The sequence below is a fragment of the Moraxella bovis genome (genome assembly GCF_025985205.1).
In the GTDB taxonomy this organism is placed as follows: Bacteria; Pseudomonadota; Gammaproteobacteria; order Pseudomonadales; family Moraxellaceae; genus Moraxella; species Moraxella bovis.
Genome location: NZ_CP087840.1, coordinates 1551270 through 1572047, shown reverse-complemented (window position 1 = coordinate 1572047; position 20778 = coordinate 1551270). Strand labels below are relative to the sequence as shown.

The window sequence follows — 20778 nt, the reverse complement described above, 5'->3', positions numbered from 1 at the left end:
GTAATTTAAACATAATCATGAGAGAGCATGCTTTTAATCAGGCCGCCAATGACGATTTATCTGATTTGCCTAATTTATCCAGTTTAAATGATAATGATGATGAATTTGCCGAGACAGACTCGCCAAGTCCACTGATAAAAAGCCACACGGTTGGCGAATCCGACATCGGCACACGCCTAGACAAAATCGCCACCGACGTGTTTGATGGTTTTTCCCGAGTGCAGATACAGGGCTTTATTGATGATGAAAGTCTGCTTGTCAATGACACGCCCCAAAAAAGCAAATACCGTGTCAAGCTAGGCGATATTTTGACCCTATCCGCCACGCTTGACAATCACAGCGAAGATTTGCCCGAAAATATCCCCCTTGACGTGGTCTATGCTGATGATGACGTGATTGTGATAAATAAGCCTGTCGGTTTGGTTGTCCACCCTGGGGCGGGCAATCGCACAGGCACGCTGGTCAATGCCCTATTGTATCATTATCCTGATAACGCCCACCTGCCACGGGCAGGACTGGTTCACCGCATTGATAAGGATACATCAGGGCTACTTATTGTCGCACGCACCAAAACCGCCCAGCTTGATTTGACCGAGCAACTAAAAGACAAATCGGTTTATCGGGAGTATCAATGTATCGCCACAGGTGTGCCAAGCGACATTTTACGCCATGCCACGATAGATGTACCGATAGGGCGACATCGCATTCATCGCACCAAAATGACGGTAACGGACGGCGGTAAACCTGCCACCACGCACATCCTATCCGCCACGCCACTGAGTACGCATTATAGCTTGCTCCATGTTCGCTTGGAGACGGGGCGTACTCACCAAATCCGTGTACATCTGTACCATGTTGGTCATGCCTTGCTTGGCGATAAGGTTTATGGCGGATTGCCAAAATCGGGTCTTGCCCCCACCACTCGCCAAGCGGTGATAGATTTCCCCCGTCAAGCCCTGCACGCCCACAAGCTCGGTTTTATCCACCCGACCACAGGCAAGGCGTTGGTGTTTAGTCGTGATATGCCGTCTGATATGGTTAAGATGATTGGGATTTTGCAAGAATAGTTTTATAAAACAAAACGCCATTTTCAACGTTATATAATTGGTTGATTTATCAAGGGTAAATGGCAATTTGCCCCTACCAATTTATCCAAAATCAAATTTAAAAATTAACAGGATTATCATGTTTGATATATTACACCAAAACGACCATGTACTCATCATTCAAACCCACGCAGGCGAGTTTGACAAATGGGGCGATGATTTATACGGTTCATTTAACGTGGGGCTACACGTTGGTGATGACAGCGAGCAAGTTTTGGCAAACCGCATGACTTTACTGGATAAGTTAAATAAACTGACAAATGATAAAATAAGCCAAATCCACTGGCTAAACCAAATCCACAGCGACATTGTGGCACATGCTAGCTGTGCCATATTCCCCCAAGACGCAGACGCATTTATCACCGACAAGGCAGGCGTGGGACTGTCTATCATGACCGCCGACTGCGTGCCGATTGCTCTTTTTAATGATGATTGTGTGGATAATGAGAATAGCCAAATCGCCTGTATTCATGCAGGTTGGCAAGGGCTAACCAAAGGCATTATTAAAAATACTTATCAAAAGTTTACCAATAAAACCAACATCAAAGCCGTCATCGGGGCGTGTATCAGCCATGATAATTATGAAATTAACAAAACCCTAGCCCATGACATCATCAGCCAAGTGAGTGATAAAACCTTAGTGGCATTGACAGTTGATGAGTTATATCAACAGATTATCACGGATAAAGATGATGATAAATGTTTGGTTGATATTGTAAAATTAACCAAATTACAACTGTCCTATTTAAATATTACGGTCATAAACGATACCGTTCCGTGTAGTTATGCTAACCTCAAATACTATTCATACCGCCAGCAAACCCACGCCAAAAAGTCCGCCACAGGACGTATGGCGACTGTGATTGTTAAGTTATGATAGTCCGTGATAAACACAACAGCCTAAAACTGCTGTTCATGTGGCATGGCACGATACTGCCCAAAGTGCTACCGATGATCATCCTGCTTATGGCGGTGTCTATGATAGCGTGGGGCTTGTCGCATTATCAGCTCTACACCGTCAAAAACGTCCCTGCGGTCGGCTTTACGGTGTTTGGCGTGGTGCTGTCCATTTTTTTTGGGATTTAGGAATAATGCTTGCTATGACAGATGGTGGGAAGGGCGTAAGCTGTGGGGTGCTTTGATTGCCAATACCCGTCATCTGAGTCGGGACAGTCATTTTTTACATGATGATGACAGGCGAGCGATACTCGTGGATATGCTGATTTTTGTCAATTTATTTAGAGACCGCCTACGTCATCAAAAACTGCCCGTGGAGAGATTTGCCGATTATCTGGATATTGATGATAAAGATAAAGATGAGTTAAATATGCTCATTCGTCAGCACATCAACGCCCCACAGGTGGTGTTAGAGCGAATGCAACACCGTCTTATCCATGCTGTCAAATCAGGGCAAATCAGCGACATCATCTATACCAGTATCCAACGCCACATCATCGAAATGGGTAACATCCAAGCAGGGTGCGACCGTATCAGTAGTACGCCCTTGGCACTCATGGGCGTGGCGACGGATGATTTGCCACAGGCGATGGGCGATTTAACTTTTTGTGATACGGTCAGATGGGCATTTACTTAGGATAAAATTTGCTTTATTTTAAAAGATCAGTATAATGGCTGTTTGGATAACTCACTAAAATTCATTCATGCTTTTACACCTACCAAAAGGCACATTATGACCATATTTCCCATTGCTCGCACGATTGACACCGCCAGCCAAATGAATCTCTTAGGCAATATGGCAAACCGCCATGGACTCATCGCAGGAGCGACAGGCACGGGTAAGACCGTCACGCTTAGAACCATGGCAGAGGGTTTTAGCCGTGCAGGTGTGCCAGTTTTTTGGTGGATGTCAAAGGCGACTTATCAGGGCTTGGTCGTGCAGGCGTGGCAAGCGGTAAGATTGGCGAGCGTATGCAAGAATTTGGCATGACCGATGACCATCTAACAGGGTTTCCTGTGCGGTTTTGGGACATGTACGGCAAAGACGGCATTCCCGTGCATGTTACCATTAGTGAGATGGGGTCAATGCTACTGGCTCGCCTGTTAAACCTAAACGACACCCAAGAGGCTACTAAATCTTGTCTTTAAGGTGGCAGATGACAACGGATGGCATTTGATAGATTTAAAAGATCTAAAAGCCATGCTCACTCACGTCGCTGATAACGCCAAAACCTATCGCACGCAGTATGGCAACGTCTCGCCAGCGAGTGTCGGGGCGATACAGCGTCAGCTTTTACAGTTAGAGAGTGAAGGGGGGTAATGACTTTTTTGGCGAGCCTGAGCTGAACCTAGAAGACTGGGTGCAGACCGAGGGCGGTCGGGGCGTGATTAATATCCTAAATGCCCAAAAGCTCATGCTCTCGCCCCGTCTGTACAGTGCGTTTTTGTTGTGGTTTTTGGCAGAGATTTTTGAGAGGTTTCCCGAAGTGGGCGACCTTGATAAGCTCAAATTTGTCTTATTCTTTGATGAGGCTCATCTGATGTTTGACAACGCATCATCGGCTCTGACAGAGCAGGTGGAGCAGGTGGTCAGACTGATTCGCTCTAAGGAGGTGGGGGTGTATTTTGTGACCCAAAACCCGCTTGACCTGCCCGATGCGATATTAGGACAGCTTGGTAATCGTGTTCAGCACGCCCTAAGAGCCTTTACCCCACGAGACCAAAAAGCAGTCAAAGCAGCCACTGATACGTTTCGCACCAACCCAAATTTGCATGTCGCCAGTGCCATTACCGAGCTTGGTGTTGGCGAGGCTCTTGTCTCATTTTTGGATGAAAAGGGCATGCCAAACGTGGTCGAGCGTGCCTATATCCTACCGCCTGCGTCTGCCTTGTCGCCTTTGACAGCCGAAGAGTGCCGAGCCAGCTTTGAGTCCGATGTGCTGTATCGCTATTATAAAGATAGCGTGGACAATCATTCGGCATTTGAGGCTTTGGCACAGCTAGAAGCCCAACAGCTTGCCCAAAAAGCAGAGGCAGAACAAGACAAGGCAAAAAGCCAATCGTCCAATCATCAGACAAAAAAGAGCTGGGGGCGTTAGATGGTTTTATTGGTGGTCTGTCAGGCGGGCGTAAAAGTCGCAATCAAGGCATGGCGTATGATGTGGCGGACGCACTGGGCAGTCAGTTGAATAAGCAAGCGACCCGAGCAATCAGCCGTGGACTGATGGGTGTGATAAAAAACTTACTTAAATAATCCAAAATCAAAAAGGTCAAACATGAACAAACAAGACATCCTAAACAGCCTAACCCCCGAAATCGTCGCCAAATTCCGCACCGCCATTGAGATTGGCAAATGGGATAATGGCGTTCGCCTAACGGACGAACAACGCCAAACCTGTATGCAAGCGGTCATGGTGTGGGAGCATGAGTACCTGCCCGTAAAAGAACGCACAGGCTATATTGAAAAGCCTAAGGATGATAAGGGGGCAACGGTGGGTGAAGAGTGTGATGTCGAGCATGAACATCATTATCCCAATGCCGAGCGACCTGTGAAGTTTAAGTGAGGCGGGTTTAAACGAGTATCATCACGTTCTTTTGTATTTGGTTTAGGAGTGTTTTCATGACTGTTTTGAATCAACAATGTTTCATGGGTCAAATGCTTTTGGCTCATGCAGTATAAAAAATTGGGTAGTAGTCCAAAAAGTATGCTGAACTAGGTTTTCCGTTCGCCACAAGCTTGCCTGTGGGTCGGTTTCCGTCATGGGCGGGCATAGCTCACCACGAACGAAAAACCGTAGTGCTTTTTTCATTTTGTAGAGTGCAATAGTGTAATTAGGAGGCTATCATGTAAGTGATGAATTATAGCGAATTTCGCCAAAACCTAGCGTCCGCCCTTGATTATGTTCAAGACAGCCATGCCCCTGTGATTGTCAAACGTGGCAAACATTCTGCGGTGGTGATTAGTCTTGATGAATATAATGCTTTTAAAGAAACAGATTATCTATTGTCAAACCCTGCTAATGCCGAACACCTTATGCGTGGCGTGCAAGCGGTAAAAAATCGTCAACTTACCCAAAGGGATTTGATTGAGGATTAGATGGTTTGATGAGGTATGGGAGGATTATTTGTATTGGCAAAGCCAAGATAAGAAAACCATAAAACGTATTAATACCTTGATTAAGGATTGCAGACGAGACCCTTTTGACGGTATCGGCAAACCCGAACCATTAAAATATAACCTAACAGGCTACTGGTTAAGACGCATTGATGATGCCAACCGCTTGGTTTATTGTTGCGAAAGTGAAACACTCATCATTTCATGCCGTCATCATTATGAGGCTTAACAATTTATCAAATTTTTGCTATAATACTCGCCAGTTTTCACTTTTATAAGGAATCCTTATGGACATGCCTGTTGTACAGTTTGACACCACACACGGTGCGATTGTTATTGAACTTAACGCCGAAAAAGCCCCTGTTACGGTGGCAAACTTCCTTAATTATGTCGAAAGCGGTCATTATGACGGCACGATTTTTCATCGTGTGATTGACGGCTTTATGATTCAAGGCGGTGGTATGGATAGCGAGATGAACGAAAAACGCACCGGCACCCCTATCAAAAACGAAGCTAACAACGGTCTAACCAATGATGTTGGCACAATCGCCATGGCTCGTACATCAGACCCACATTCAGCAACGGCTCAATTTTTTATCAACGTCAAAAACAACGACTTTTTGAATTATTCAAGCCCAACGCCACAAGGCTGGGGCTATGCGGTGTTTGGTAAAGTAACAGACGGCATGGACGTGGTAAACCAAATCAAAGGCGTACCCACAGGGCGTTATGGCTATCACTCAGACGTACCGACCACACCGATTGTCATTAACTCTGCCAAAGTGATTTCTAAGTAATTAGCCGTTATTTTGGTTGTAAGGGCGAATCATTTTCGCCCTTTTTATTCATTTTAAGCCTTGCCATGCAACAATTTGACCACTTATTAACCACTCGCCCCCATGATATTAGTGCGGTATTTGTCAGTGACTTGCATTTATCAAGCGACACGCCTGCCCTAAATCAAGCGTTTTTGGCACTTATCAAAGATTTGTGCGTTTTGCCAAACTTGCAAAGCCTTTATATTTTGGGCGACTGGCTGGACGGTTGGATTGGCGATGATGATTATTTGACGTTGTCCGATGACAAAAAAGCACGGCATTTTTTAACGCCTATTTTAAATACCCTAAAAACTCTCTCCACAAAAACCACCATTTATGTCATGCACGGCAATAGAGATTTTGCCATTCGCCAAAGTCTGTGTGATACCTTTTATGGCACACTTATCAAAGAACCGCATTTTTTAACACTTTCAAATGGCACAACCATTCGCCTAGAACATGGCGACAGGCTATGTACCGATGATAAGGCGTATCAGCGTTATCGAAAAATTATCCAAAATCCTGTCATCTCTTGGCTTATTTTAAAACAACCGCTCGCCTACCGCCAACGCCTTGCCCAAAAAATCAAAGCCAAATCCCACAGCGACAAACACCAAAAACCTACCACCATCATGGACGTAAACTCCGATATGGTCGCCAAAACCATGAAAACGTGTGATATCCTGCTACACGGACACACGCACCGTCCTGCCGTACATACGTTGGGCGACAAAAAACGCATGGTACTTGGCGATTGGCGGTATATCGATAACAAAGTGCAAGCGGTGATTGGGGCGTTGGATAGTGATGGCGTAGGGCTTTGGGTGTTTGATTGGTTTGTAAAATAAACGCCATTTTTAACGTTATATCAGCAATTCATCAAGGACGAATGTGATTCGCCCCTGCGTCTCAAAAAACTCCCAATCATCAAAAAATTACCATATTAATTGAGATTGGCGTTCATCTCTTCTTTAACGATTTTTTCGTCAATGTCATCTGTTGTGGATTTCCCACTTTCTTTATCTTGCCCATCTTTCCTGTCTTGCCCATCTTTTTCGTCATTTGCCACATCTGTTGTCGTATGGTCGCCATGACGTGCTAAATGCTCGTGTAGGATTTTGCGTAATTGCAAAATGGTTTTGGGGTTTTCGTGAATGTTGTGTCCGCCTGTGACGACTGTTTCGCTGACCGCCCCGTCTAGGTGAGAGCTGTCATAGGGGACGATGCCGTCAGAGAGATTTTGCCCGACCAGATTGCCCTGCAAGCTCTCGGCACTACCAGCACGGTCGCCCATGATGGTGTGGTAGGCGACATTGTCATTAATGGTTAGCTCTTTGGTAAGTTTTATAAAGGCGGATTGGTCGGAGAGCTGGCTTGGTCCATTTTGTAGGTAGAGTGAGCCGATGGCACTGTTTTGGAGCTGGGTGCTGTCCACTTGTCCGCTGTTTATGATGGTGCCAGTCACAGTTTTGGTGATGTCTAGGGGTAGACGGACGACACGGCGGGCAAAGCGGGTAAACCAGCGGTCGGCATAGTCCGTGCCTGCAAAAGGGGCGGAGATAAACACTGCTGTATCAACTTGTGGCAGGGCATGCAGGGCAAAGCGGTTGTTAAAATTTTCTTGGTAAGTGTCTGCAAGTAGCTGTCTGATTAGGGTATTGTCATGGGGGTGGGTTTGGTTGTTGGTGATTTTATTTAGGTCGCCATTATCCATGCCGTCTATATGCGTGGCATCAACCAATTTGTCCAAATCATCCAATTTACCCAAATCATCCAATCGGGGTAACAAATCATCATCGGAGACAAGCATTCTTGCCATGATACCACCCATGCTATGCCCGATAATCACGCTATGCTGGCTGGCAAGGTGAGTGCCGTTGGGGTCGGTGAGTGCGTAGGCGGTGTCGATGACTTCACGGATTTGGTAGCGGTTTTCGAGCATGGGCAGGTTGGTGGCGTAGAACACTTGCCATACTTGGTAGTTATCACGCAGGACGGGGTCGGCAAAGAGATTGTTGGTGAGATTGACCCATGTGGCAGGGCTGGACGCCAAGCCATGTATCATGATGATGACTTTTTGATTGGGGTCGTAGGGCTTTAACATAAACAGTTGGGGCAGGGTGGCGGTGTTTTTGTTTAGCATGTTTAAAATGCCCACGCCTTGTAGTTGGTTCTCGGCAAGCCATAGGGCGTACCCTGCTGAGAAGTTTGCCGATAGGGGGTAATTTTTGCCCAAAATCTCAATGTCTTTGGTTTTATAAGGGTTAAAAAAATGCACGTCTAGCACGTTTGCTGACAGCACGTCAGACAAGTGCGTGCCTTGGGGCTTGACCACGCCTGTCAGGAGCATGTGTCCTGTGGGATGAATGCGACTGACGATGCTGTCAAGGTCTTGGCTAAGCAGAGGGTTATTTGCTTTGATGTTTTTGGTGGGGTTGTCGGTTGGGTTATCGGCAGGGTCAGCGGTAGTGCTGTCGATGGCGTGACTGATGCGTGGTTTGGTGGACTGGTTTTGACCAACCAGCTCTCGTAGGGTAATCATTCGGCGATCAGGCAACACACCCACATAAGGCACACCCAGACCTGCTCGGCTACTGGTGGTATTTAAGTCTGCCAAACGTGAGTCATAAGCTGAGACTAGGTCGGAGAGCAGGTGCTGATTTTGTGAGCTTACATCTAGATTTGCCATGTAGTCAGAGTCATGGGCAAGGTAGAGATTGACGGTGACGTCATCACTGTGGTAGCTGTTGGCAAGGATATGACCGTAGTCACTGGTGGGGGTGAGATGAAAGCCCTGCTGATGAGCGTTGGCAAAAGCCCCGTTTTGGGCTTGGTACAGCTCGCCAATCAAGGCGTTGCTCGCCACATGGTACAAGTCCTGAGCCTTGATGTCGTTCTCGGTGACTAGGGGCGATGTGGTCTTTTGTCCTGTCAAGCTGTCATAAAACAGATAGGCATAGCTGTGGTTAATGCTTGCCTTAATGGCGTCTCGCTTAGCAGATAGGCAGGCGTGACGCTCCTTTTGCTTATCGGCTTGCTCACTGGCGGATAGGGGAGCGTTGGCATAATAGGGGTCTAGCGGTGGACGGGTTGGGCTTTGACAAGCGTCCTGCTCGCCAAGGCTTAGGGCTTTGGTGTAGTATAACTCAGAGAGTAGGGCAAGGGTGGGTCTGGCGATGTGTTGGTGCTGGCGGTCATTGACGGCAACTTGCGGATTGCCAAAGGCAAGTACTTCTTTGACTTTGTCCAAACAGTCATCAAAGGCATTCATGCACTCATCTTGGGTCAGACCTGATGACAGTAAGATACTGCTTGCCGCAGCACTGATTTGTGGGCGAGTGGTGATGTTGGCACGATGTGTGTCGATGATTTTCGATTGGATTTGTTTGGGCTTGTGAAGCGTGCTACACCCTGTGATAACAAGAGTTAGGGTAAGGCTTAGGGTACTTAGCGTAAGTTTGGTCATACGGGGTCTTGTTGTGTATTGATATTTTCCCGATAATTTTACATAAAAAATCCACCAAAAGGAATATTTGATGGATTTATTTTTAAAAGTCTAAGCAAGTATTTATTGATTACTGGCTAATTGCAATGGCTTGACGTTGATGTTGTCGTTTTTGATGTTCCAAATATAATAACCGCCATTTTCAACGATACGAACCTGTTCGGCAATTTGAGCATTGGTCGGGTGCTGACTTTGCAAGGCTTTTAGGCGAGATAATGCCCCTGCGTGGTTGTCCGCCAGTAGCTCGGCTTGGGCGAGACTTTGTTCGGCTTCTAGATAGCCAAGACTGGCGGCTTTTTGTAGGTATTTTTGCCCTTCGATAAAGCCACCACCTTCACTAATCATCATGCCGTATAGGAAGTTGGCTTCGGGGTTATCAGGAGCCAAAGCGATGGCTTTTGCCATGTATTTATTGGCACGTTGGGTGTAGTCAGTGCCGATGTTTAGGTTGCGAGCCATGCCGTTGATTTTGGCGACACGCAAGATGACATCAAGGCTTGCGTCATTGGCATTGGCGTAAGGTTCTAGCCAGTCGGAGAGATATTTGATGTTCTCGCTGGTGATAAATTCAGTGGTGCGATTGGGGAAATTTGGTGGATAGTGGCGAGCGTTAGGGGCGACATCATCAATAAAATCATCAATCAAGCTCACATCAAGGCGAGTGCTACCGCTTTGGTTGGCATTGATGACAACGGTGGCAATGCGATTGACGTTAGAGATATTAGCACTGATGGATGGCACGCCTGCCACAGACTGACTAAGTAGGTTGGTAGCGTTGGCATGGGAGATGGGTGTAGTTAGCTCACCACGCATGGCAGGGGCGATGCCTACTGTGTTTAGCTGAGCCATGGCAGGTAGGGCGGTCAAGGCGATGGTGCTAAGTGCTACTTTGTAAAAGGGTAAGGTTTTCATGGGGTTCTCTTTTAAAAATCTTAAAATAAAGGTAAATTTTAAAAATTATAAGAAATTTACCTTAATCATCTATATGTATTGGACACTGTTTTGGTGGTAAATTGTTACAGGGTTGTCAGTTGTGTTACACTGTGTAGTCAAGTATGTTTGACTGGGGCAAGCACGCCTACATCTCACCCAAAAATCCGCCCGACTGTCTTGCCCATAGGTTAGCATAAATCCCGCCTTGGGCGATGAGTTCGTCATGGCTACCCATCTCAATAATCTCGCCTTTGTCCATCACCACAAGCTTATCAAGACTGGCGATGGTGGATAGGCGGTGAGCGATGGCGATGACTGTTTTGCCTTTCATCATCTCATCTAGGCTTTGGGTGATGGCGTGTTCCACTTCGCTGTCTAGGGCAGATGTCGCTTCATCAAGCAGTAAGATGGGGGCGTTTTTGAGCATGACCCGAGCGATGGCGATACGCTGACGCTGACCGCCTGAGAGTTTCACGCCACGTTCGCCCACTTCGGTGTCAAGCCCTGTATTGCCGTGCTTGTCTTCTAAGGTTTGGATAAAATCCCATGCGTGGGCAAGGCGTGCCGCTGCGATGATTTCGTCATCGGTCGCATCAGGTCTGCCATAGGCGATGTTCTCACGCACGGTGCGGTGCAGTAGAGCGGTGTCTTGGGTGACCATGCCGATATTTTGGCGGAGCGATGTCTGAGTGACGGCACTGATGTCCTGCCCATCAATGCTGATACTGCCCCCGTCCACGTCATAAAAACGCAGTAGTAGATTGACAAGGCTAGACTTGCCCGCCCCCGAGCGACCGACCAGACCGATTTTCTCGCCTGCTTGAATGGCTAGGTTGAACTTATCAAATAGGGCAGTTCTGTCTTCGCTACGCCCGTAGTTAAAGGTCATGTCCTTAAACGCAATCTCTCCCCGTGCCACCACAAGCTCACCAGCATCAGCCCTATCCGTGATGGCGTGGGGCGTGGTTAGTGTTCTCATGCCATCCTGCACCGTGCCGATATGCTCAAACAGGCTTGCCATCTCCCACATAATCCACTGAATCATGCCTTTTAGACGCAGGGCGATACCACTTGCCACCGCAATCGCCCCAACGCTTACTTCGCCCATCATCCACAGATACACACCGATGGCGGTACTGCCGACTATCATGATAAGCGAGAGCGTCTCGGTCGTCGTTCCTAAGATGGACACCCACCGCATTTGGGCATGGACGGTAGTCATGAACTCGCTCATGGCGGATTTGGCATAGGACAGCTCACGGTTGGAGTGGCTAAACAGCTTGACCGCACTGATGTTGGCATAAGCATCGGTCACACGTCCTGTCATCAAGGCACGAGCGTCGGCTTGATTACTGGCGGTCTCACGCAGGCGAGGCAGGAAAAATTTCATCATACACGCCACACAAATCAGCCACGCCACAAACGGCAAAAACAGCCAAATATCTAGCCCTAATAAAATCACACCACTGGTGACCAAATACGCCACGACAAACGACACCATCTCTGCCATTGTCATAATCGTATCACGCACCGATAGGGCGGTTTGCATGACTTTGGCAGAGACACGCCCTGAGAACTCATCATGATAAAACTGCATGGACTGTCCAAGCATGTGCTTATGAAACCACCACCGCAGTCGCATCGGCATGACCCCCTGCAATACTTGAAAGCGGATTAAGTTGTCGATAAATTCGCCAAAAATGGACAGCACACACAGCCCCAAAATCAGTGTAATGGTCGCCCCCTTTTCTTGCCATAGAGTCTCGGGGGTGTAGACGGTCAGCCAGTCCACGACATCGCCCGCCCATGCAAATAACAGCGAGCTAAATATGCCAAGCAATATTGATAAAACAATACGCACCCCAATCCAAAATCTCGCCCCTTCGGTACACGCCCACAAAAACCCAAAAAATCCACGCTGACTGGAGTCGGGAGTGGGCATCGGACTGTCGGGGTAGGGATTTAGGCGGTTTTCAAAGTAGCGAAATAAAGACATGGTTATTATTTATAAATTATGAAAGGAAAAGTAGCAAATTGGGCAAATTGCCAAAGGTGTAATGTGGGGTTTGTGGGGCTATTATTCAATATCAAAATTTTAAAAATACGTTTTTAAAAATGGAAAGTAAGAATAGAATTTAATTTGGTGTGGGCTCGGTGTTTATTGGGGTATTTAAATCCATGCAACCACTTAACCCTGTATCGCCCTAAGCACATCTTGTTTTAGATTTAAGTATTCTACACTTTGCAAAAAATCAGATGATTTATCAATGACAAAATGATGAGCAAGTGTGGCAGGAAACCCCTTTAATACATACAATTTATCTGCCAAATAAATCGCTTCATCAATGTCATGCGTGATAATAAGGCAAGTCAGTTCCTTGTCTTTTTGAAACGCCCCAAACCATTTATACATCTGATTTTTGGTTACAAAATCCAGTGCCGAAAATGGCTCATCTAAGAGCATAAGACTGTCATTACTTAGATAAGTGCGAAGCAGTGCCACTCGCTGACGTTGTCCGCCTGAGAGCTGGGCGGGGTATTTGTGGTATAGCTCATCAAGCCCAAAGGCAGGTAGTAGAGGCATGATTTTGTCATGAATGGCGGATTTTGGCAGGTGTTGTAAGGTCAAAGGCAGGGTAATGTTGTCATAGACACTTTTAAAGGGCAACAGCAAATCCTTTTGGAGCATATAGCCCACAAAGCCTGCCTGCCCCGTCCTATCCACGCCATCAATCCGCACCTGCCCATCGCTTGGGGTAATCAGCCCTGCAACAATATTAAACAAAGTCGTTTTGCCCACGCCACTTGCCCCGACAATCGCCACTACTTCGCCTGTGCCAACAGACAAAGACAAACCATTAAATAAGGGTTTGTTCTCAAAGGAATGGTGGAGATTGTTTAGGATAAGTTTGGACATTTTTTAAATTGAGATAAATTGGAGGCGAAAGTTAATTCTCTGATTGTTTGATATCCAACACATAATCATTAAACAACCAAATTGTATTATCACTTTCTATATAATTAACACACACTTGGGAATTGATAAGAATATTTGTACTAAAAGAGCGAAATTCTAGGGTTTGGGTATCTTTTTCAATCAGGGTATTGGGTGGGTTAAAAATAAGCCTATCAAAAAATTCAAAGTCATTTTTAATCAATATCCCACAAACTTGATGAATGTTATCTTTAAAAATAGGCTCCACCAAAGATTTGCCAAAAATAACCAAAAACAGCAACGCTAGATAAGAGATAATTGTTGTTTTACTTTGATGTTGTGGTGTGCTTTTATCAAAAAAGTATAGGATAAGATAAATCGTCATTAAAGGCAATGAAAAAATCAAATCAAACCCTGTTATTACAATGAGTGCAATCATTGCAACCATAAAAGCAAACAACTGTAACCAGTCTTTTTTGGATAATTTCATTTTAAAAGATTTTCTATTATTTTAAATAAAGGTGCGAATTTCACACCTTTATTTTATCATTGGACAAATTGTAATTATCCCAATTAAAATCAAGGCAACAGCGTTGTATTTAACCCTGCCCCTTTTTCAATGGGCTTATCGGTCAATTTTTTATCATTGATCCATTCAAAAAACTTATCCCAACGCACAGGGTCAATTTTACCCCAGTCGCCCTTGTCGTCCAGATATTGCTTGGACATAAATTCTTGGCTTGCCATCGCCAGCTCCTTATTGGTTTCAGGGGCGTGCTTGATAAGAATTTCGGCAGATTTGGCAGGGTTTTGGGCAGAATAGGTGTAGCCTTCTTTGATGGCGGTTAGGGCTTTTTTATAGCGTTCGGCATTTTCGCCCACCTTGTTACTGTTGGCAATCAGCACAGGCGAATAGTAGTCAAAGGCGGGGTTGTGGTCTTTTAAATAAAAAAAGTTGGTCGGCTCGCCTTTTAGCCCTGCGTGAATGCCGTCCCAACTATAATACGCCAAAATGTAGTCAAATTGGTTCATTTTTAGGGCGGTGGTGGCGTCCGTACTCTCCCCTGGGATTTTGTGCAATGGCTTGCCCACGATTTCGGCAACGGTCGCATCGTCCACAGGGTCTTCCCAAGTGGAATAGAGTTTGCCGTGCAGGTCTTTGGGCGTGCTTGCTCCCAAAGATTTGAGCGACAACAGCCCTGCGTTGTTGTGCTGAACGATGGTTGCCACCGCCACAATCGGCTCGCCTTTGTTTAGGCGTTTGACCATATTGGGCTGAAAATACACGCCCAAATCGGCACGATTGTTCGCCACCAGCGTGGACGCACTGTCTTCGGACGGCTGGACGATTTTGACATCAAAGCCTTGATTTTTAAAATAACCATTTTCAAGCGCCACATACAGCCCCGTGTGGTTGGTGTTTGGCACCCAGTCAAGGGCGATGATAAGCTCTTCTAATTGCTCACTTTTTTCGCCTGTTTGGGCGGTTTCGGTCTTGGTGTCTGTTTTGGTTTGGGCAGGTTTGTTGTCGCCACAGCCTGCAAGCAATAGGGAAACGCCCATTGCCAATCCAAATCCTACATTTTTTAACGCCACGCCATTCAAAGTTAAGTGCATTGTTTGCTCCATTTAGACAATAAAAAACCTTTAAGTGCCAAGCACCCAAAGGTCAAAAAACAACACAGCCAATCTTGGCGTTTAACAGACCAAAACAAGTCTTAACATAAAATGTCAAACAGAGCTTGATAATCATTGTCTAGTTTCCTACGCCAGTATTAACTGTATCAGGTTCACGGGTATCATCTCAGCTTTTATTTAAAAATAAAGCACCCCGACTAATGTTTTAATTATAAAATAAAATACAATGGTTGTCAAGTTTTGGGTTTTTAAGAAAATTTTTAGAATTAAAACGCTTTTTTAAATTAACATTTGCCGTAAGGTGTGTATTACGCACCAACAAAAAAAACCTTAATATAAAAACGGTGCGTGATACGCACCTTACGCTTAAAAATAAATTTAGCTAAAACATCAAAATCCCAATTATTTTTGATATTGATACGCCAAAACTTTTCTTTCCAAAAGTTTAACCAATCCAATCAAAATCAAAGTCAGAACACTAATCAAAAATATCACCGCAAACATATTGTCCAGCTCATACGATTTTCGCACACGGGTCATATAGACCCCAAGCCCATGATAACCGCCAAGCCATTCTGCCACCACTGCCGAGATAAGAGCATACGACAACGCCACTTTTAATCCTGTAAAAAAATACCCCATGGCGGACGGTATTTTTAGATGGCGGTAAGTTTGATAATGACTTGCTTTTAATGAACGAAAGAGATTTAATTGCTCTTTTTGTACCGAATTATAACCGTCCACAAGTGCAATCGTCATCGGAAAAAATACCGACAATACCACCAGCACCACTTTTGGCAATATGCCATAGCCAAGCCAAATCACAAGTAAAGGGGCAATGGCAATGGTAGGAATGGTTTGATTTAATAATAAAATCGGATAGACCATTTGACGAAAGTTTTTGGACAAATCCATTAAAATGGATAACACAAAACTTAATATCAGCCCAATGATTGTGCCTAAAAATGCCGTAATCAGCGTATATTTGGCATGACTCATAAGCAAATAAAAATCATCAATAAATGCCTTAATGATTTGCATGGGCGATGGCAATAAATAATCAGGCAATAACCCAAATCCAATGACCAATTGCCAAATAATTAGCAATAGGATAATTAGGCTGTATCGAATGCCATAGGCGGTAAGATTTTTTAAAAAAGATACTAGCATAGCTTTTATTTGGATTATTTAACTGCAAAAACCAATCACGCAAGCTCAAACGCCCGTATCAACGCATCATCTAGCCTATCCACGGCAATGATATTGATATTGGCAAAATTTTTATCGCCTACTTTGGGGGCGTTGGCTTTGGGGATAATGGCGTAGGTAAAGCCGTGTTTCATCGCTTCTTTTAGGCGTTCTTGACCGTTTGGCACAGGGCGAATCTCCCCCGATAGTCCCACTTCACCAAATACGCACAGCCGTGCAGGTAGCGGTTTTTCCTTAATGCTAGACGCACAGGCAATCAGCACCGCCAAATCCGAGCCTGTCTCCATGACCTTGACCCCGCCCACGACATTGACATACACGTCCTGACCGCTCGTGTAGATACCGCCATGACGGTGCATGACCGCAAGGAGCATGGATAGGCGTTGATAATCAAGCCCCAACGCCATACGTCTGGGCTGACCTTGCGAATCGTCCACCAACGCTTGCACTTCCACAAGCAGAGGACGTGTGCCTTCACGGCTGACCATGACCACCGACCCTGCAATGGGCTTGTCATATCGACTCAAAAAAATGGCGGACGGATTGGCAACTTCCTTTAAACCTGTATCGGTCATGCCAAAAATACCCAGTTCATTGACCGCCCCAAAACGGTTTTTGACCGCGCGAATCATTCTAAATCGGCTATCGGACTCGCCTTCAAAATACAGCACCGTATCCACCATGTGTTCTAGCACACGAGGCCCTGCCAACGCCCCTTCTTTGGTAACGTGTCCCACCAAAAACAGTGCCGTGCCTGTCTGCTTGGCATAGCGTGTCAAGACGGCGGCGGATTCACGGATTTGGGCGACGCCCCCTGGGGCGGACTGTATGGCTTCGGTAAAGAGCGTCTGAATGGAGTCAATGACGGCAATGGCAGGCTGTTCGGCGGTCAGAGCCATGCAAATGGTCTCAACGTTGGTCTCGGCAAGTACCCTTAGGCGGTCGGTCGGTAGCCCTAGTCGCACCGCACGCATGGCAACCTGCGACAGGCTCTCTTCGCCTGTGATATATAGAGCCGAGCCAGCCAGCGAGTCGCTACTTGCCATGTTAATGGCGGTCTGCAAAAGGATTGTGGATTTGCCGATACCCGGGTCGCCCCCAATCAGCACCACCGAGCCTGCCACAAGCCCACCGCCAAGCACACGGTCAAATTCGCCCAAGCCTGTGGGCATACGGGTTTCTAGCGAAAAGCCGACATTGGCAAGGGTCATGACCCCAGAGCTGTCGCCTGCATAGTTGGCGGTTTTCGGGGCGGATTTGGTGGTGGTTTTTTTGTGGTGGGGCATGGCGACGTTGGGGGCTTCGGTGAGGGTGTTCCATTCGCCACAGTCGGCACATTGCCCTGACCATTTGCCGTAATTGGCTCCGCAGGATTGGCAGACGTAAGAGGATTTTTTTGCCATGATGAGAGTGTGTTAGGGTTTGGGGTATTGTAGCATTTTTTATTTGGAGCGTGGCAAAAATTGTGCAAAAAGGCGGTTTTGTTTTTATAGGTTGGCTGGCGTTATAAAAGTGGGTTTAATAAATATTTTTGAATGAATTAAGATGCACTCTACAAAGTGCAAAATTACTACGGTTTTCTGTTCGTGGTGAGCTAAGCCTGCCCATGACGGAAACCGACCCGCAGGCAAGCTTGTGGCAAACGGCTTGTGTAGTAAAATTCAATTTTGTTAGCTGTATCATAAATCAATCATTTGATATAAAGTTGGGAAATAAGGTATGGTCTGATAGGTTTATTTTATCAAATCTCTTTCCAAAATAAGAATAAATCCTTATAAATACTAAGGTTAAATTTTTTAAAAATGCACAAAAATCTGGTTTGGATAGAAGGCTGTTTTTAAAATGCCATTTGCTTTTTTTTTGCTTTGTGGTGGGTAAGATAAGTATTGACTATCTATTAAATAATGATAATCATTTAATAGATTGGTTTTTTGTAAACTCATAAAATAGCACTTGAAATTTGCCAATTTTGCCTTTATATTGATGGGACAAATCAACGATTTGTACAAACATTAACCCTAATTTTATTAAGGAATTATCATGTCTTTTACCCTGCCTGAGCTAGGTTACAGCTATGACGCATTAGAGCCACATTTTGACAAAGAAACCATGGAAATCCACCATTCTCGCCATCATCAAGCGTATGTTAATAACGCCAACGCTGCCCTAGAAGGCACTGAATGGGCGGACAAATCAGCCGAAGAAGTCATTGCCAATCTATCTGCACTGCCTGCCGACAAGCAAACTGCCGTTCGCAACAACGCAGGCGGACACGCTAACCACAGTCTATTTTGGACAATCCTAAAAACTGGCACCACGCTTCAAGGCTCGCTAAAAGATGCCATCGTGCGTGATTTTGGTTCGGTAGAGGCGTTCCAAGAGCAATTTGAAAAAGCCGCCGCCACCCGCTTTGGTTCGGGCTGGGCATGGCTGGTTAAGCAAGGCGACAAACTTGCCGTTGTTTCAACTGCCAACCAAGACAGCCCACTGATGGGTAAAGACGTGGCAGGCTGTGAAGGTACGCCAATCATCGGTCTTGACGTGTGGGAGCATGCTTATTACCTAAAATACCAAAACAAACGCCCAGACTACATCAAGGCATTTTGGAATGTGGTAAACTGGGACAAAGCCCAAGAAAACTTTGATAAGGCATGATTTGCAAAACGATTATTTAAAATAATTATTGCTTTAAAAACAAAAACAAGCTCAAATTGGGCTTGTTTTTGTTTGTATAAAATATAGGTATTAATATTATTGATTAATAATGTCTTTGAGTGAAGTTGTGGGGGTGTGCTGTGCATGCCCTAAATATCAACGTATCACCAAGGGCGTGTGCAACACGCCCCTACAAGTCTCGTGGCAAAATAAACACTTGGGTGAAGCTCGCTCTCTTTTTTATATGTAAATATTAACAAAATTATCTTAATTGAACAATGATAAAGATAAATAAGGGCAAACACAGTTTACCCTTAAAATCATGCAAATGTTCAGTAATCAACAATCACTTTTTATAAACTTTATGGCAACTGCCACAGCCTTCTGCCATGGCTCCAAAAGCAGCATGGACATCATCAGCACTTTGAGCGGTGGTGGCGACTGCCACAAGGTTTTGGGCGGCAGCATTAAACTCGTCTTTTTTGGTTTGAAAGCCTGTCGCATCTGACCATACAGCGTCCTGAGAGTTGCCTTTGGCATTGGCATCATTAAAGTGCGTCCACATTTGGGCGGTACTACCACTGATGAACTCAGCTTGCTCTTTAAAGGTGGCAACGTCAAAATTGGTAGGATTTTCCATCATGCCTTTTAAAATGTCATTGGCACCACGCCAATCTTGCATTAGGTCTTGGCGAGCTTTGACATCGGTTGATGTTGCTGAGCCAGCACCAGCAGGGGCTTTGTCGCCACAAGCAGTCAGGACAAGGGCGGTTAGGGTGATGAGAGTGAAAGATTTTACCGATTGCATTTTTACGAATTTCACGGGGCTTCCTATCAAGGTGGCTTGGGTATTTGACAAAAAAGAATTGGCAAAAACCAATTCTTTTTTATTATTCATGAGTTTATACAAACTTTTGATATAAAATTGACCCAAATATATCACAAGCCTTTGATGATTTCAAACGCCATTGCATAAAAGCACACAAAGTTACATTTGATAACAAAGCGGGCGTTTATGATTTGTCCATCAAACCGAGCCAATCTCTGGGCTTTAAATAAAAGTCGGTCAGTTCAAACTCTGGCGTGCCTGCCACAGGTTCGTAGCGATATGCCTAGCTTGCCAAAGGGGGCATGGACACCAAAACGGACTCGGTGCGACCATTGGATTGCAAGCCAAACAGCGTGCCACGGTCATAGACAAGGTTGTACTCAACATACCGCCGACGGCGATACAGCTGAAAGGCACGTTCATCGGCGGTATAGGGTCTGTGTTTGTTGTTTTCAAAAATGGGAATGATGCCATCAATGTAGCCTTGCCCTACCGCCTGCATAAAGGCAAAGCATTTTTCAAAATCCCAACGCTGTGTGGCAGTATTTAGGTCGTCATAAAACAGTCCGCCCACGCCACGGCATTCGCCACGATGTTTTAGGTAAAAATAGTCATCGCACCACGCCTTAAAGGTTGGATAAATATCATCGCCAAAAGGTTGGCACAGCTTGTGAGCAATGGTGTGCCAATGCACGACATCATTCATCACAGGATAGAAGGGAGTTAAATCAAATCCGCCCCCAAACCACCAAATCGGCTCACCACCATCAGCAGGCGTGGCGACAAACAAGCGAACGTTGGCATGACTGGTCGGGACGCTAGGATTTTATCGTCATCGATGTGTTCGCTCATGATGTCCTCGTGGTTTGTAAATGATTGATAAATAGTAAGGCTTTATTTTGAAAATTCAACAAAAAACTAGGGCGTGCCTACCATTGATAACATTTTTATAAAACAAGATAAAATTTAACACTTTAATTCATTTTTGCATGAAAAATGGCTAAATCTTGTGGCTCGAAGTCAAAAACTTGAGGTTGATAGAATAACTATCAACCTCAACCTCAAGTTTTTCCTTGAA

21 protein-coding genes, 2 pseudogenes and 1 riboswitch are annotated in these 20778 nt (G+C 45.4%); of the genes and pseudogenes, 12 read left to right on the top strand and 11 right to left on the bottom strand.

All coding sequences use genetic code 11. The features are described 5' to 3' along the window. The first annotated feature begins 17 nt into the window (after window positions 1-17). The 7 genes and pseudogenes from LP107_RS07710 (at window position 18) to LP107_RS07685 (ending at window position 4627) form a co-directional block, all read left to right on the top strand. The gene (locus LP107_RS07710) at window positions 18-1067 is read left to right on the top strand and encodes an RluA family pseudouridine synthase (RefSeq protein WP_264676261.1); all 1050 of its coding nucleotides are present in this window, start codon (window positions 18-20) and stop codon (window positions 1065-1067) included. A 118-nt stretch (window positions 1068-1185) separates the two neighbouring features. Continuing rightward, entirely contained in the window at window positions 1186-1983 is a 798-nt protein-coding gene (locus tag LP107_RS07705; RefSeq protein ID WP_264676262.1) for a purine nucleoside phosphorylase YfiH/LACC1 family protein, read from the top strand. Beyond that, entirely contained in the window at window positions 1980-2192 is a 213-nt protein-coding gene (locus LP107_RS07700; RefSeq protein ID WP_264676263.1) for a bestrophin family protein, read from the top strand. Before LP107_RS07705 ends, LP107_RS07700 begins: the two co-directional genes overlap by 4 nt. Beyond that, window positions 2182-2700: a bestrophin family protein gene (locus tag LP107_RS07695; protein ID WP_264676264.1), complete on the top strand. Its 519-nt coding sequence runs from the start codon at window positions 2182-2184 to the stop codon at window positions 2698-2700. The genes LP107_RS07700 and LP107_RS07695 overlap by 11 nt, the downstream gene beginning before the upstream one ends. Window positions 2701-2796: 96 nt before the next feature. Continuing rightward, a pseudogene (locus LP107_RS14475) lies at window positions 2797-3384 on the top strand (helicase HerA-like domain-containing protein). Beyond that, window positions 3371-4162, top strand: a complete 792-nt coding sequence (locus tag LP107_RS14470; protein ID WP_410173928.1) for a helicase HerA-like domain-containing protein — start codon at window positions 3371-3373, stop codon at window positions 4160-4162. The pseudogene LP107_RS14475 and the gene LP107_RS14470 overlap by 14 nt, the downstream one beginning before the upstream one ends. A gap of 177 nt (window positions 4163-4339) precedes the next feature. Continuing rightward, on the top strand, window positions 4340-4627 hold the full coding sequence (locus LP107_RS07685; protein WP_078273310.1) for a YeaC family protein: 288 nt from the start codon (window positions 4340-4342) through the stop codon (window positions 4625-4627). An 81-nt stretch (window positions 4628-4708) separates the two neighbouring features. Here LP107_RS07685 and LP107_RS07680 read toward each other — a convergent pair whose 3' ends face one another. Further along, window positions 4709-4873, bottom strand: coding sequence for a hypothetical protein (locus tag LP107_RS07680; protein ID WP_162860378.1), 165 nt, complete (start codon window positions 4871-4873; stop codon window positions 4709-4711). 44 nt (window positions 4874-4917) lie between these two features. Between LP107_RS07680 and LP107_RS07675 the strand changes: the two genes are divergently transcribed. The 4 genes from LP107_RS07675 to LP107_RS07660 all read left to right on the top strand — a co-directional run bounded on the left by LP107_RS07675 (window position 4918) and on the right by LP107_RS07660 (window position 6844). Further along, the gene (locus LP107_RS07675; protein WP_228157840.1) at window positions 4918-5160 is read left to right on the top strand and encodes a type II toxin-antitoxin system Phd/YefM family antitoxin; all 243 of its coding nucleotides are present in this window, start codon (window positions 4918-4920) and stop codon (window positions 5158-5160) included. Further along, entirely contained in the window at window positions 5150-5407 is a 258-nt protein-coding gene (locus LP107_RS07670; protein WP_112742208.1) for a Txe/YoeB family addiction module toxin, read from the top strand. Before LP107_RS07675 ends, LP107_RS07670 begins: the two co-directional genes overlap by 11 nt. Window positions 5408-5465: 58 nt before the next feature. Beyond that, on the top strand, window positions 5466-5975 hold the full coding sequence (locus LP107_RS07665; RefSeq protein WP_112742209.1) for a peptidylprolyl isomerase: 510 nt from the start codon (window positions 5466-5468) through the stop codon (window positions 5973-5975). A gap of 65 nt (window positions 5976-6040) precedes the next feature. After that, on the top strand, window positions 6041-6844 hold the full coding sequence (locus LP107_RS07660; protein ID WP_078273307.1) for a UDP-2,3-diacylglucosamine diphosphatase: 804 nt from the start codon (window positions 6041-6043) through the stop codon (window positions 6842-6844). Between the two features lie 95 nt (window positions 6845-6939). Here LP107_RS07660 and LP107_RS07655 read toward each other — a convergent pair whose 3' ends face one another. The 8 genes from LP107_RS07655 to radA form a co-directional block, all read right to left on the bottom strand. Beyond that, a complete protein-coding gene (locus tag LP107_RS07655; protein ID WP_112742210.1) occupies window positions 6940-9462 on the bottom strand; it encodes a lipase family alpha/beta hydrolase in 2523 nt (840 codons plus the stop codon). 102 nt (window positions 9463-9564) lie between these two features. Continuing rightward, window positions 9565-10413 carry a tetratricopeptide repeat protein gene (locus LP107_RS07650; RefSeq protein ID WP_078273305.1) on the bottom strand — a complete coding sequence of 283 codons (849 nt, stop codon included), beginning with the start codon at window positions 10411-10413 and terminating at the stop codon, window positions 9565-9567. 166 nt (window positions 10414-10579) lie between these two features. Then, complete coding sequence (locus tag LP107_RS07645; RefSeq protein ID WP_078273304.1) at window positions 10580-12430, bottom strand: ABC transporter ATP-binding protein; 1851 nt, start codon at window positions 12428-12430, stop codon at window positions 10580-10582. A 192-nt stretch (window positions 12431-12622) separates the two neighbouring features. Further along, window positions 12623-13351, bottom strand: a complete 729-nt coding sequence (locus LP107_RS07640; RefSeq protein WP_078273303.1) for an ABC transporter ATP-binding protein — start codon at window positions 13349-13351, stop codon at window positions 12623-12625. A gap of 31 nt (window positions 13352-13382) precedes the next feature. Beyond that, a complete protein-coding gene (locus LP107_RS07635; RefSeq protein ID WP_264676266.1) occupies window positions 13383-13859 on the bottom strand; it encodes a hypothetical protein in 477 nt (158 codons plus the stop codon). Window positions 13860-13948: 89 nt separating this feature from the next. Continuing rightward, a complete protein-coding gene (locus tag LP107_RS07630; RefSeq protein WP_078273301.1) occupies window positions 13949-14986 on the bottom strand; it encodes an ABC transporter substrate-binding protein in 1038 nt (345 codons plus the stop codon). A 127-nt stretch (window positions 14987-15113) separates the two neighbouring features. Next, window positions 15114-15213: riboswitch (TPP riboswitch) on the bottom strand. 196 nt (window positions 15214-15409) lie between these two features. Continuing rightward, window positions 15410-16177, bottom strand: coding sequence for an ABC transporter permease (locus LP107_RS07625; RefSeq protein ID WP_078273300.1), 768 nt, complete (start codon window positions 16175-16177; stop codon window positions 15410-15412). 35 nt (window positions 16178-16212) lie between these two features. After that, the gene (gene radA / locus LP107_RS07620; RefSeq protein WP_078273299.1) at window positions 16213-17619 is read right to left on the bottom strand and encodes a DNA repair protein RadA; all 1407 of its coding nucleotides are present in this window, start codon (window positions 17617-17619) and stop codon (window positions 16213-16215) included. Between the two features lie 637 nt (window positions 17620-18256). Here radA and sodA point away from each other — a divergent pair. Continuing rightward, window positions 18257-18871 (top strand): superoxide dismutase [Mn], encoded by a 615-nt coding sequence (gene sodA, locus LP107_RS07615; RefSeq protein WP_029102762.1) that lies wholly within the window; start codon window positions 18257-18259, stop codon window positions 18869-18871. 346 nt (window positions 18872-19217) lie between these two features. On the opposite strand, the gene LP107_RS07610 is transcribed toward sodA, so the two are convergent. Beyond that, on the bottom strand, window positions 19218-19694 hold the full coding sequence (locus LP107_RS07610) for a c-type cytochrome (protein WP_162860379.1): 477 nt from the start codon (window positions 19692-19694) through the stop codon (window positions 19218-19220). A gap of 190 nt (window positions 19695-19884) precedes the next feature. Further along, window positions 19885-20526 (bottom strand): annotated as a pseudogene (gene hemF / locus LP107_RS07605) (oxygen-dependent coproporphyrinogen oxidase); the annotation flags it as partial. Window positions 20527-20778 lie beyond the last annotated feature (252 nt).

Coding starts and splice junctions, on each gene's coding strand:
- LP107_RS07710 (WP_264676261.1), top strand. CDS start 18: ATGAGAGAGCATGCTTTTAATCAGGCCGCCAATGACGATTTATCTGAT.
- LP107_RS07630 (WP_078273301.1), bottom strand. CDS start 14,986: ATGCACTTAACTTTGAATGGCGTGGCGTTAAAAAATGTAGGATTTGGA.
- LP107_RS07635 (WP_264676266.1), bottom strand. CDS start 13,859: ATGAAATTATCCAAAAAAGACTGGTTACAGTTGTTTGCTTTTATGGTT.
- LP107_RS07655 (WP_112742210.1), bottom strand. CDS start 9,462: ATGACCAAACTTACGCTAAGTACCCTAAGCCTTACCCTAACTCTTGTT.
- LP107_RS07680 (WP_162860378.1), bottom strand. CDS start 4,873: ATGAAAAAAGCACTACGGTTTTTCGTTCGTGGTGAGCTATGCCCGCCC.
- LP107_RS07705 (WP_264676262.1), top strand. CDS start 1,186: ATGTTTGATATATTACACCAAAACGACCATGTACTCATCATTCAAACC.
- LP107_RS07625 (WP_078273300.1), bottom strand. CDS start 16,177: ATGCTAGTATCTTTTTTAAAAAATCTTACCGCCTATGGCATTCGATAC.
- LP107_RS07685 (WP_078273310.1), top strand. CDS start 4,340: ATGAACAAACAAGACATCCTAAACAGCCTAACCCCCGAAATCGTCGCC.
- LP107_RS07665 (WP_112742209.1), top strand. CDS start 5,466: ATGGACATGCCTGTTGTACAGTTTGACACCACACACGGTGCGATTGTT.
- LP107_RS07650 (WP_078273305.1), bottom strand. CDS start 10,413: ATGAAAACCTTACCCTTTTACAAAGTAGCACTTAGCACCATCGCCTTG.
- LP107_RS07660 (WP_078273307.1), top strand. CDS start 6,041: ATGCAACAATTTGACCACTTATTAACCACTCGCCCCCATGATATTAGT.
- LP107_RS07675 (WP_228157840.1), top strand. CDS start 4,918: ATGAATTATAGCGAATTTCGCCAAAACCTAGCGTCCGCCCTTGATTAT.
- sodA (WP_029102762.1), top strand. CDS start 18,257: ATGTCTTTTACCCTGCCTGAGCTAGGTTACAGCTATGACGCATTAGAG.
- LP107_RS07645 (WP_078273304.1), bottom strand. CDS start 12,430: ATGTCTTTATTTCGCTACTTTGAAAACCGCCTAAATCCCTACCCCGAC.
- LP107_RS07640 (WP_078273303.1), bottom strand. CDS start 13,351: ATGTCCAAACTTATCCTAAACAATCTCCACCATTCCTTTGAGAACAAA.
- radA (WP_078273299.1), bottom strand. CDS start 17,619: ATGGCAAAAAAATCCTCTTACGTCTGCCAATCCTGCGGAGCCAATTAC.
- LP107_RS07700 (WP_264676263.1), top strand. CDS start 1,980: ATGATAGTCCGTGATAAACACAACAGCCTAAAACTGCTGTTCATGTGG.